Below are 12404 nucleotides of genomic sequence, written 5' to 3'. Positions count from 1 at the left end.
CCCGCGGAGCGGGTAATGCCCCGGCAAGCCGGGGCATAGAACGACGCGGCGCGCAAGCGCGCCGCGGATTCCCGCGCCAGCGCGGGAATGAATTCCGCAAGCGGAATTCTGGAAACGACCCTATTCGCGCAAGCGCGAATAGGGAGTGATCGCGCAAGCGCGATCACTGGGGCTGGCTACAAGGGGAGGTGCATCGCGTGCGGCCCTGTGTAGGGATTGGGATCCTCTGCCAGTACCTCGCCATAGGATTTGACGGGTCATCAGGTTCAAAGGGTGCCGGCCTCGCGCAGTGACGGGTTCCGCTGCGCTCCACCCGAACCCCTCCCCCGGCCTGTGTAGCACCGTTACAGAGTTCCTAGAATGCTTCGAGTAGCGTACACGGTGACGCGTCCTTGTGCACATTATTCGGTCATGACTGCTCGACGCTGCGCATCTTCTACCAAGGTGGATGCATCACGTTGATGCACTGTGTAGAGTCTGGCATCAGGCACTACACCCGAGCTGCTCGTGTCGCTCGGGAAAATCCCTTTTAGATTTCGCGTCGGTTCCGCGAAAAGGAGAGTCCGGGAAATGGCCGTCAAGTTGCGCGACCATCAGATCGAAGCGGTTGCCGCCATCGTACGCGGCCTCGATATCCCGTCGGGAGGCATTCTCGCGGGCGGCTTGCGCGGGCAGGTCCACGCGGCGTGCGGGACCGGAAAGACCGTTATCGCCGCTGCGGCGGCCCGTCGGCTTGTGCCCAAGGGTCGCGTCCTGGTGCTCGTCCCGACGCTTGATCTCCTGGCCCAGACGATCAAAGCGTGGGCCTCCGTGGGGCACAAGGGGCCGGCGGTCGCGGTGTGCGGGCCGCTGGATGACCCGGAGTTGTGGGACCTGGGTGTGCGGGGCACCACGAACCCGGTGCAGTTGGCGCTGTGGCACGGGACGGGGCCGGTCACCTTCTACGCGACGTATGCCTCGCTCGGTGTGCTGGCGGAGGCCTTCGAGGGCCTCTATGGCCAGCAACTCGCCCCGCTTGACCTGGCGGTGGTCGACGAGGCGCATCGCACCTCGGGGTCGATGGGCAAGGCGTGGGCGGCGATCCACGATCAGGCGGTGGTTCCGGCGCGGCGTCGACTGTACATGACGGCGACGCCGCGCATCTGGCAGGAGCGGCCGCCGAGTTGGGAGGTGGCGGAGGGGGTTCGGGATCCGCTCCCCGAGGAGATGGCGGCCTCCATGGACGATGAGACCGTGTTCGGGCCGGTGCTGTACAAGCTGTCGCTGGCCTCGGCGGTCTCCCGGGGGTTGCTGGCGCGATACCAGGTCATCGTGCTGGAGTTGCGGGATCCACAGGTCACCCCGGAGCGGTTGATGGGTGAGGGTCGGCATGGTGAGGAGGTGCGCGGGCAGCGCCTCGGGGCCCTGCAGGCGGCGCTGTTGCACACGATGGCGCAGAACGATTTGAGCACCTGCATCACCTTCCATCACCGGAGGATTGAGGCCGAGGCGTATGCGAAGGGGCTGGGCAAGGTCGCGAAGCGGCTGCACGCGGACCAGCCGGAGACGTATCCGGCGAAGATCTGGGCCGACTGGCTGTGCGGGGACCACGTCCCCGAGGAACGACGGAGAGTCCTCGGCTCGTTCGGTACCACCGCGCGGCGGGCCGTGCTCTCCAACTGCAAGGTTCTGGGCGAGGGCGTCGACATCAGAAGCGTGGACTGCGTGGCCCTCCTCGATCCGAAAGGCGCGCCGCACGACATCGTCCAGGCGATCGGGCGCGCGTTGCGGCAGAAGCCCGGCGAGAAGAAGCTGGCGTCGTTGATCGTGCCGGTGTTCCTCTCGCCGGGTGAGGAGCCGGAGGACATGTTCACCTCCGGCTCGTACCGGCCGTTGGTCAAGGTATTGCAGGGGCTTAGGGCTCACGATGAAGAGGCCGTGGAATTGCTGGCCATTCCGCAGGAGCCACAGAAGGAGATCGTGGCCCCTTCTGTTCATATCGGTGATGAGGAAGAGGAGGGTTCCGGGGAGGAAACCCGTCTGCTGCTGCGTTTTGCCGCTCCCCGGGACCCGGTGATGGTCGCGAACTGGGTGGACTTCAACGTGATCGACACTGAGAAGCTCGACTGGGCGCGCGGCTGGTCTGCGCTCAAGACGTACCGCGAGCGGGAAGGGCACGCCCGGGTCCCATACGGGCACAAAGAGGGCCCGTATCCGCTCGGGCAGTGGATCGCGGAGCAGCGCCGGGCGTACGGGGCCGGGCAGATGAACGGGCTGCGCGCGCGGCGTCTGGAGGGCCTGGGCATGGTGTGGAACCTCGCTGACGAGCGGTTCCAGGAGAACCTCGAGGCGGCGAAGGCGTACTACGACGAGCACTGGACGCTGTGCGCACCGCGGGATGCGGCGATGCTGGACCGGCCGATCGGGCAGTGGCTGTCCAATCTGCGCCGGCCCGGGGCGCTCGAGGGGCACCCGGAGTGGAAGCAGGCGCTGGAGGACGTGGACGCGTACTGGAACCCGTCCTGGCCCCTGCCCTGGCAGCGGCACTATGCCGCGCTGCGCGCGCTGGTCGGTGATGAGGAGGGCCGGGCCGAGGTGCTGCCGGGCGTCACGGTCCACGGCATGGACATCGGCAAGTGGCTCGCCAGGCAGCGCCAGCCCGCTGTCTGGCGGGGCTTTCAGGACGGGCAGCGTGTGCTCCTGGAGCGGCTCGGCATCACGCCCGTGGAACAGCCGGAGCAGGCTGGGCCCGCGAAGTCCTCCAGGGCGCCATCTAGTGCCTTCGAGAAGGGTGTTCGGGCCCTGGGCCAGTACAAGGAGCGCACGGGTTCTGTGGTTATCCCCAGGGGGCACGTAGAGGCGGTCGTCGTCGACGGCCAGGAGTACGCGGTCCGGCTTGGGGTCTGGGCTATGAATCAGAAGAGCAGGCGCGCGAAGCTCACCGCCGACAAGCTCGCCACGCTCGAAGCGCTGGGATTGGAGTGGGCACGTGAGGGTTAAGTGGTGGGCTAAGTTTGTGGTTAAGCCGCTTCTGGTCCTGACATGAAGGTGCAAGTTAATGGCATCTGAGGAAGAGCTGTTCGCGAACGTCGACGCACTGCTGGAGGAGGAGCCGCATCTCCCGCCTCCGGCGGAGCGTGCCCGGCTGCGTGAGGCCGCTGGCATAACGCAGGCCCGCCTCGCCACCGCGTTGAAGACGACGACCCAGTCGGTGAAGAACTGGGAGAACGGCCGCTCGGAGCCGAAGTCGCCGCGTCTGGACGCCTATCAGCGGCTGCTGGACGGGTGGGCGGCGAAGCATTCCGCACACGGTGCGGGCTCGGTTGCCGCAACGACACCGGCGGTGGCGTCCCGTGAACCGGTCGCGTGGGAGGCGGAGTTGGCAGACGCCTCGCAGGTTGCCGCCGTTCCAGCCGCCGGGCCTGCACGTCCCGCCGCTCGGCCGGCTGCGGCATCGCATCGTCCGGTCGCGAGGAAATCAGCTCAGCCCGCAGCCGATCCGCGGTTCCCGCACGGTCCACTCGCCGTGCTCGATGGCGACGGCTCCGCGTACGGCGTCGACGGCATCGTGCTGGACTGCCCGGCCACCACCGTGGTGGAGCTCGTGGAGTGGACGCTGCGCGAGTCCGGCCTCGGCGCAGCAAAGCTCAACCGCTACGGCAAGGACTCCGACCCCTTGATCGTGCTCACCTCCGCGGCCGCGGTGAAGTTGGGGCTGCCCGAGCGCCTGGAGGGGCACGAGCAGCGGCGTTCCCTGCGTCTGCCCGAGGGCCACCCCGTGGTGAAGCAGGTGGCGAAGGCGAAGTGGCAGCTCACGCAGCGCGGGTTCGGGCCGTGGGCGCGGATCTACCGCAAGGCGCAGGGCCGGGAGCGGCAGTGCGTGCAGTTGGCGATCCTGTCGTGGGATGCCCTCGACGAGCGGGCCTGGCCCGGTGTTGCCGCCATGGAGCCGGCCGATATCGCCCGCGTCCTGGGCGTGTACGCCCAGCGGGTCATCACCCCGCGCGGCTCCACAGCCGTCTCGGGCCTGGAACTGATGACCGCCATGCGCCCGCCCACGAAGCCGGAACGCGATCCGCAGACCGGGAACTGGATCTCCGCCCTCGCCCCGGGCTCCCTGGGGACGGAGCCGATGGACCCGGCGCCGCCGGAGGCCACCGCCGAGCACCCCGTCGTCGTCAACTCCGGCTGGACGGGCGGGTTCCTCAACGAGGAGGCGTACCAGTGGGTGCGGCCGGTGGACTCGCTCAGTGATGAGGAATGCATGCTGCCCTTTGCGGTCGGCCTGGACCTCAACACGGCGTTCCTGGCGGCTGCGGCCCGTCTGGTCGTCGGCCTCAGCGTGCCTGACCACTTCCACGCCCCGACGTTCAACCCGAAGATTCCTGGCTCGTGGCTGGTCGACCTGTCCCCCATCGAGCTGGACCCGCGTCTGCCCAGTCCGTTTACCCCGGATGGCAGCCGACCGACGGGCCCGGCCTGGTACCAGACCCACACCGTCGCCTACGCCCAGGAACTCGGATGCGACGTGGCTCCGGTCGAGGCGTATCTGCGGCGCGAGAGGGGCGCGTATCTGGACCCGTGGCACGACCGTCTCAAGACCGCCTATGTCGACACCCTCGCCGACCTCGGCGTCACCAAGGACCTGGACGACCCGGCGTTCCTCGCCGCGATGGAGCAGCACAAGCAGAACGATCCGGCGATGGCCGCCGTGCTGTCCGCGATCAAGGCCACGGTCAAGGGCGGCATCGGTAAGCTCCGCGAGCGCCCCCAGGGACGGCATTACAAGGAGGGTGAGCGGTGGCCGGCGCTGGAGCGGCCGTCCTGGCGCCCCGACATCCGCGCCGCCGTCATCTCCAAGGCCCGCGTCAACATGCACCGCAAACTGCTGAACATGTCGAGGATGACCGGGCTGTTCCCGCTCGCCGTGCTGTCCGACTGCGTTGTCTACCCCAGCCGCGGCGAAAGCCCGCTCGACTTCCTGCCCTACGCGGCCAGCGGCAAGCCGCAGCCCGGCGGCTTCCGCCTTGGGCCCACGCCGGGGCTGGCGAAGCTGGAGGGCGTCCAGTCGATGCTGTGGGCGGTCGACCTGATGGAGCAGGGCCTCAACCCGGCCCGCCACATCAAGGGCGGGGACGCCGTCCTCGAGGACGGGGAGTAGAGCCGTGGGAGAGATCGACGACGCGATCGAGCGCGCCGAGAGGGAAGCCTTCACCCGTGAACCGCCCAAGACGCTCAAGGGCCGCATCAACTACCTGCTCAAGCAGTTGGGCAGTGCGAAGGCCGTCGCTCAGGAGATCGGTGTCACCGCTGATTCCGTCAACCGATACCGCCGCGGCGCCCGCAAACACGCCCGCGCCGACGTCGCCGCGAAGATCGACGACGCGGTGCGGGCCCGCTGGCAGCCCCAGGTCCGCAAGCGCCGGCAGAAGCAGGCCGCCACGGCGGCCGGGGTCACGGTGGAGACGAGGGCGCGCTTCGGGTACACCGCACCGGTCGGCACGACCGATGACGGACGCTTGAGGCGGCTGACTGTGCACCTCCCTGCGGCCTACGCCGGGCGCCTCTTCGACGCCCGCAACGCCGGTGCCGGCGACCAGGAGATGCGGGGGATCATCGCCGAGGGGTTCAAGGAGGTCTACTTCCAAGACGGCGGAGGCCGCGCTATGGGGCTCTCCGATGTCACCCTCAACGACATCGACTACCTCGACCTCGACTACTGACCCGACGCCGAGCGCAGGTGTGGCACCTGCGTGACTGAGCCAACGCACGATCGCTGTCACAAGCGGACGGGGTGGGTGGGGAATTGTCGCTGGCCGCAGGTGCCTTTTGAGTGAATCCCTGCCGGGTGGGATGACGCTGTCGTTCCTGCAACGGGTCGCGGACAGGTACGGCCTGACCGTGCGGAGTCTGCTGTCGGCGATTACCGAAGTGGATGGCCAGCAGGACGTGGTCGGGGTTCTTCGAGGCGGCAGCGAGGTGCTCTTGAACGCAGCTGCCCGGGACCGGGTCGCGGTGCTGTGTCGTGTGTCGCAGGGGAACTTGCGCCGTGCGTTGTCGGCCTGGACGCGGGAGGAGCCGCCTGGCCCCTCGAAGGAGAGGCCGGCGGCGCGGCTCCACAGCGGCAAGGGCTACCTCGCCAAAGGCGTTCACCAGGTCGTCAAGTACGCCCACGATTACGGGCAGCACACCGCTGGCTTCGTTCACTTTCGGCAGCAGCGTTTGTTCAGCCGTTTGGGCAGCAGCGTTTGTTCAGCCGTTTGGGCAGCGAGTCGCGGTGCGGGGTCTCATGAATGTTCGCGAGAAATGACGTCAGTGCATGTGACGGCCCGGACCGTCCGGTGTCAGAACGGCAAAGAGGCCCGTCTGTCAGCCTCCGCTGCCAAGCGCGTCGAGAATGTGTGGCCAGGCAGCCGCGCCCAGGAGTGCGTCAGCTTCGGGTGTGCCGCCGTATTGGAACTGCGGGGAGGCTGATGCCGGGCTTTCACCCGGAAGTCGTGGTCGGTGGCCGGCATCGTGGCGGGCGATCAGCTCCACCTGGGCGCTGGCCGAACGCCGACGTTGCGCCAACTGTTCAGCGAAGGGCAGGGACGGCCACATCGCGTCGTCGCCTCCCGCGACAAGCAGTAGATCAGCCTGGGCCTTCTCAACAGGTATCTCCGCTGGGGGAACCAGATGGCTGAAGGTCGTCTCGCTGAGTTCGTACCATCCGCGGATCGCGACCGGACCGCTGGTCGGTTGTGTGGCCGTCCAGGAATCGTCCATCGGCACGAAGGGAAGCGGCTGCTCCCGCCACGTCCAGGACGATCGGTAAGGCAGCCGTGCGCCGTCGCGGCCTGGTCCGACGTTGCACCAGACCCGCGAGGTCGGCGACAGCGCAACCACCACGTCCACGCGCGGGTCGTGCACTGCGGTGAGCAGAGCTGCTTCAGCCCCTTTGGAGACGCCGAGGATGCCGATGCGGCGCACTTCGCCGGCATGGAGAAGATCGACGGCGTCGATGAAGGTTTCCAAGGGGACTTCGCAGATTCCCGGAGACTGTCCGGGCCCACCGAACCAGCGGATCGCCAAGGTCGCGATGCCTTGCCCGGCAAGGATGCGCGCTCTCTCACGTTCGATGCGTCCGCTGGAGCCCGCCAAGACCAGAACGCCGACGTCAGCGCCAGCCGCGGGAGTAATCAGAACGCCTTCCCAAGGGTTGGTCAGCTCGCGCTCTGTCAGTTCCACGTGCTCCCCTGCCGTCCGCCTTCAGGTGCTCGGTGTGCTGGGGCAGCCTATTCGGCCTTGACTCCCCGCACGGGTGGCAGGCGATGCCGCGCTGACCCGCTATCCGTGGAGGCAAGAGAGGGAGTTCCTTCACAGCCTTTCAGCTGGCCGTGGCGGCCTCTTCGGCTCGGGCTCGGGTGGTGGCGAGGCGGTAGGAGTCGGTGCCGGTCTCGATGATGGTGCCGTTGAAGGTGAGGCGGTCGACGATGGCCGCGCAAAGGCGTGGATCGGTGAAGGTCTTGGTCCAGCCGCCGAAGGACTCGTTGGAGGCGATGGCGACGCTGTTCTTCTCCTCGCGTTCGGTCAGGACCTGGAAGAGGAGTTCGGCGCCGCGGCGGTCGAGTTCCATGTAGCCGAGTTCGTCGATGCAGAGAAGGTCGACGCGGCCGTAGCGGGCGATGGTCTTGTTGAGCTGCTTCTCATCGGCGGCTTCGACCAGTTCGTTCACCAGCTTGGTGGCGAGGGTGTAGCGGACGCGGTAGCCCTTCATCGCGGCTTCGGTGCCCAGGGCGATGAGCATGTGGGACTTCCCGGTGCCGGAGTCTCCGATCAGGCAAAGCGGCTGGCTCTTCTTGATCCACTCGCAGCTGGCCAGGGTGTGGACGGTGGCCGCGTCGATGTTCGGGTTGGCGTCGAAGTCGAACGCCCGAAGCGACTTCTCCCGCGGGAAGCCAGCCGCCTTGATCCGTCGTTCCGAGCGTCGCCGGGCCCGGTCGTCGCACTCGGTCATCAGTAGCTCGGCGAGGAAGCCCCGGTAGGTCATCTGGTCCTTGACCGCCCGGTCGGCGATGTCCGTGAACTCGTTGCGGATCGAGGGCAGCCGAAGCAGGCGGCAGGCGGTGTCGATCGCGGCGTCGGCGGCCTGCTCGGTCAAGCCTCGCTGGCGGGGCAGGGTCACTGGGCTTCTCCCTCACGTTGGTCGCCACCGCTGGTGCGGCGGCTTCGGAGCAGTTGGTCATAGGGGGTCACCGACGGCAGCGGCCTGGTGTCCGGCGGAAGGTGTGCCAGCCGCCACTCATGCAGGGATGTGGCGGTTGCCGGCGCCTGCCCGGAAACCGCCGGGATGGACGCGCCGAGGGTTGGCTCGTCCTCTGCCTGGGCGGCCTTGCGGGCCTCCAGGGCGACCGCGTCGGCGGTCAGGGCTCCGGCCCGCAGCGCGGTGGCCAGACCCGCGACCACGTGCTCGTGGGCGAGGTGCCGGTTCAGCAGCAGCACCTCGATCAACGCCCGGGTGCCGTCCCGTTCGCCGTGAACCTTGCGGGCCTGGGCCCACCAGGCGTCGTGCACCGGGGTGAACTTGCCTGCGGACCGGGCCTGCTCCAGGGCCGTGGCACCGGGGAAAGCGCCGGGCTTGCGGATGAGGGCCTCAAGGTAGTGGTCCAGGTCTAGTCGGCAGCTGCCCTTCGCGATCAGCCTCTCGTGCCGGGCCACCTCGACGTTCTTGTCGTAAACCACCAGGTGAGAGGCGTGCAGAACGACGCGCACCCGCTTGCTGATCAGACGGGTCGGGACCGAGTAGCGGTTGGTGCGGACGGTGATCTGGCTGTAGCGGTCGACCCGTGGCGTGAACAGCCGGCCGGTCTCGAACGGCTCATCCGGCAGCGGAAGGCGATCCACCGATCGGTTTCCACCCTGGCCCGGTTCAGGCCCAGCACTTGGGCGACGGCCGACTTCAGGTTGTCGTAGCGGATCTTGCTCCGAGGGACACCGCCCAGCATGCGAAGCGCGTGCACGTGCCCCTCGAAGAAGGCTTCCTGGCCGCAGGAGGCGAAGACTCGGTGGACAGCCTTGCCCGAGTAGGACAGGCGGAGCGAGAACAGATAGCAGATCACCAACTCGCCGCCCAGGCGCACCGTCACGTCACCGAAGTCGACCTCCGCCTCGTGGCCCGGCAGGTGGGTCTGCGGCACGAACGCTTCCATCGGGGCCTTGCCCGAGGCCGCGAGGATCTCCGGCTTCCGGTCGGAGACGTAGCGCCGGACCATCTGGTAGGACACATTGGCGCTGTGCTCCTCGATGAGCCGGTGGAAGATCCGCGTGATCGTATGCCGTTGCTTGCGCGGCGCGTCGAGGTCCGTCCGCAGCATCTCGTCGATCACCGGCTTGTACGGATCCAGCGCAGTCGGCCGCGGCGGCAGCTTCTTCCGGGGCTCCGGCCAGACCGAATCCACGGCCCTTACGGACCGTCCTCCACGAGACGTTGTACTTGCGCTCAAGCTCACGCATCTTCATGCCGGCACGGTGATCACGCCGGATCGCCGCGTAGAGCTCGACCTTGGACATCTGCGGCATGACCAGGACCTTTCACCAGGAGCACCTCGATGTTGTCCTGGCAAGTGCCCTAGTGACGCCGAAACTCGGGTTCTGGCTCAACTTCTGTGGTGCATCCACGCTCCGTATACGCCGGTGGGTGCGGGGCGGTCCGTGCGTACCTTCGTCCCTTTCGGGACGCCGTACCGAATGGTCGGCCGCCGTCGCCCAGGACGGTTTCCGGGTGGATCCTGACCCACCCGGACGCCCTGGCGGAGAAGGAGCGACTGAAGCTGAAGTCCGTTCTGGCCCACTGCCCCGAGTTGGACGCTCTCGCCGGGCACGTCCGTTCCTTCGGGCAGATGCTCACCCAGCTACGGGGAGAGCGGCTCCTCGAGTGGATCGCGGCGGTCCGGGCCGACGACCTGCCCAGCATGCGCACCTTCGTCAGCGGCCTCGAACACGGCCTCGCGGCCGTCACTGCTGGTCTGACCCTGCCCTGGAGCTCAGGCGTCGTGGAAGGCCATGTCAACCGCATCAAAATGATCAAGCGGCAGATGTACGGACGCGCCGGCTTCAGGCTCCTGCGTAAGCGGGTACTGCTCGCTTCGTGACCTTGCACCATCGGATCCCCGCATACTGACGACCATGACGTCAACGATCCCGCCCGAGCCGAAGCGCGCGTCCTTGACGGTGGCCGGGCGTCGCCTGTCCTTCCTCGACTTTGGCGGTCCGGGTCGTCCTCTACTCGTCCTGCACGGGCACTTCGGGGAAGGCCACACCTTCGCGCACCTGGCCCGGGATCTGAGGAACTCCTGGCGGATCATCGCGCTCGACCAGCGTGGACACGGCCTCTCCGACAGGTCTTCCGATTTCTCCCGCACCGGCTACGTCGAGGACGCAGCGACGGTGCTGCAACATCTGGGGATCCACCGGGCGGCCGTACTCGGCCACTCCCTGGGCGGCGTCAACGCCTACCAGCTCGCGTCCCGGTTCCCCGGACTTGTGGACGCACTCATCGTCGAGGACATCGGCGCCGAGGTCGATGACGACTTGTCCTTCAGCCTTGCCTGGCCGCACCGTGCACCGACCCGGGCCGAACTGTTGGAAGGACTCGGCGCCTCGGCGCGGTACCTCATAGGCGCCGTCCGTGAGTATCCCGATGGTTGGGGCCTTGCCTTCGATCCGAAGGATATGAACGCCTCGCAGCAGGAGCTCAACGGGGACCACTGGAACGACTGGATCTCCAGCGACTGCCCAGCCTTGCTTGTCCGCGGCAGCCGGAGCACAGTGCTCAGCGCGGAGCACGCGAAAGACATGGCGACGCGGCGCCCCCATACCAAGCTCATGGAACTTCCCGCCGGACACACCGTCCACGAGACCGTCCCAGACGAGTTCGACGCAGCTGTCAACGAGTTCCTCGGTTCGCTGTGAACCTACCCGAATGAGACCTTCAGTCGGTAACCCACCGTAACGGACCACAAAACCTGAGCCAGAACCCAAACCCATGAACAACTGACGGCACTACTGGTGAATAAAGCCACACCGCCTACCTCGTCATCTACAACATCAGCGACAAGCTCCTCGAACTGCCCACCGACGGCACCCCCGGCGCCTGGCCCCCGTACACCGAACTCTCAGGCGTCCGCGTCTACTTCATCCACGTCCGCGTCCTGCCACCCACCACCACCGCCAGCAAAGCCGGCAAAGCCACCCACGTCACCCTCACCCACGACGACCTCACCAACCCCGACATCTGACCCGCTCCCGGTCAAGCAGCAGCCCACAGGGGCTGCACCACGCTCGATCAACCTGCGCACACCCGCGTACGTACAGATCAGAGAGACAACCCCGCCCAGCCCCACACACACCGAGCACTCCAAGCACCCGAATAACACCCAGAAAACCTGAGAAACCTCAGCTCACGTCGACAGCAACACTCAGAAAAAATGGGCGACGACACAAGTATCCGTCCATCAGGGAGTGTGCGTCGGGCCTGCCGCCGTCGAGCATCGCGAAGACCAGGACGTCGGCGGGTGTGTCCTGCCCCCCCGGCATGTGATCATCAAAGTCGAGTGCAGGGTCCGGCCGGGACTGTCGGGGGCGCTGTTGGCCTCGTGCCACGCGGCGTGGTTGTGCATCAGGCGGCGGAACGCGTCGCGCGGCAGGTCGCCCCAGGACCACATGATCGCCCCGCTGAGCAGGGACTGCGGGGGCTTCGGCAGCAGCCCACGCGGCAGCCCACGCGGGTCGTCCCCGGCCGCGTCGGACGAGCGCAGCCAATACCGGGTGACCACCCCGAAGTTGCCCCCGCCTCCGCCGGTGTGCGCCCACCACAGGTCGTGGCGCGGGTCCCCGGGATCGCGCGTGGCCACCACGGCGCGCGCCGAGCCGGCCTCGTCCACCACCACGACCTCGATCGCGTGGAGATAGTCGACCACCGAGCCGAGGCTGCGGGACAGGGCGCCGTAGCCACCGCCCTGGATGTGACCGCCCACGCATACGGAGTGGCACCAGCCTCCCGGAATGGTGACCCCAAAATTCAGATAAAGAAGACAAAAAACCTCCCCCAATGTCGCGCCCGACTCCACGGCGAAGGCCCGGAATTCGGGGTCGTAGTACACGGCGTTCATTCCCGCCATGTCGATGACCACGCCGTCCGGGTGCTCCCCCACGGAATTCTCCATGGAGTGCCCGCCGCTGCGCACGGAAATCGGCCGTCCTGCCTGTACCGCCTCGTTCACGGCTGCCACCACCTGCTCGGTGGTCCAGGCCAGTTGGAAGTAGGCGGGGCGCTGGTCGAACCGCTCATTGCGACGCCGCAGCGCCAGGTCGTCATAGCGCGGGTCGCCCGGCCCGACGGTGACGGGAGGCGGTGTCCCGCGGCTCGAGGGCGGCGTCCGCACCCA

7 protein-coding genes and 2 pseudogenes are annotated in these 12404 nt (G+C 67.5%); 5 read left to right on the top strand and 4 right to left on the bottom strand.

Annotated features, from left to right (window positions below; all coding sequences use genetic code 11):
* The first annotated feature begins 570 nt into the window (after positions 1-570).
* The 3 genes from ACIRHA_RS09630 to tpg are packed head-to-tail and all read left to right on the top strand — an operon-like array spanning position 571 to position 5702.
* Positions 571-2979, top strand: a complete 2409-nt coding sequence (locus tag ACIRHA_RS09630; protein WP_403842021.1) for a Helicase associated domain protein — start codon at positions 571-573, stop codon at positions 2977-2979.
* Positions 2980-3037: 58 nt separating this feature from the next.
* Complete coding sequence (tap, locus tag ACIRHA_RS09625; protein WP_403842018.1) at positions 3038-5140, top strand: telomere-associated protein Tap; 2103 nt, start codon at positions 3038-3040, stop codon at positions 5138-5140.
* A 4-nt stretch (positions 5141-5144) separates the two neighbouring features.
* Positions 5145-5702: a telomere-protecting terminal protein Tpg gene (gene tpg / locus ACIRHA_RS09620; RefSeq protein ID WP_403842016.1), complete on the top strand. Its 558-nt coding sequence runs from the start codon at positions 5145-5147 to the stop codon at positions 5700-5702.
* Positions 5703-6348: 646 nt separating this feature from the next.
* On the opposite strand, the gene ACIRHA_RS09615 is transcribed toward tpg, so the two are convergent.
* The 3 genes and pseudogenes from ACIRHA_RS09615 to ACIRHA_RS09605 all read right to left on the bottom strand — a co-directional run bounded on the left by ACIRHA_RS09615 (position 6349) and on the right by ACIRHA_RS09605 (position 9528).
* On the bottom strand, positions 6349-7206 hold the full coding sequence (locus ACIRHA_RS09615) for an acyl-CoA thioester hydrolase/BAAT C-terminal domain-containing protein (RefSeq protein WP_403842014.1): 858 nt from the start codon (positions 7204-7206) through the stop codon (positions 6349-6351).
* A gap of 139 nt (positions 7207-7345) precedes the next feature.
* The gene (gene istB, locus ACIRHA_RS09610) at positions 7346-8143 is read right to left on the bottom strand and encodes an IS21-like element helper ATPase IstB (RefSeq protein ID WP_403842012.1); all 798 of its coding nucleotides are present in this window, start codon (positions 8141-8143) and stop codon (positions 7346-7348) included.
* A pseudogene (locus tag ACIRHA_RS09605) lies at positions 8140-9528 on the bottom strand (transposase). Before ACIRHA_RS09605 ends, istB begins: the two are co-directional and overlap by 4 nt.
* A gap of 116 nt (positions 9529-9644) precedes the next feature.
* Between ACIRHA_RS09605 and ACIRHA_RS09600 the strand changes: the two are divergent.
* Positions 9645-10109, top strand: a pseudogene (locus tag ACIRHA_RS09600) (transposase); the annotation flags it as partial.
* Between the two features lie 34 nt (positions 10110-10143).
* Positions 10144-10929: an alpha/beta fold hydrolase gene (locus ACIRHA_RS09595; protein ID WP_403842010.1), complete on the top strand. Its 786-nt coding sequence runs from the start codon at positions 10144-10146 to the stop codon at positions 10927-10929.
* Between the two features lie 542 nt (positions 10930-11471).
* On the opposite strand, the gene ACIRHA_RS09590 is transcribed toward ACIRHA_RS09595, so the two are convergent.
* The gene (locus ACIRHA_RS09590; protein ID WP_403842008.1) at positions 11472-12401 is read right to left on the bottom strand and encodes an FAD-binding oxidoreductase; all 930 of its coding nucleotides are present in this window, start codon (positions 12399-12401) and stop codon (positions 11472-11474) included.
* Positions 12402-12404 lie beyond the last annotated feature (3 nt).

This window comes from Streptomyces sp. NPDC102360, assembly GCF_044766085.1.
Lineage (GTDB): Bacteria > Actinomycetota > Actinomycetes > Streptomycetales > Streptomycetaceae > Streptomyces.
The sequence above is the reverse complement of the archived record's forward strand: the minus strand, read 5'-3'. Positions and strand labels throughout refer to the sequence as shown.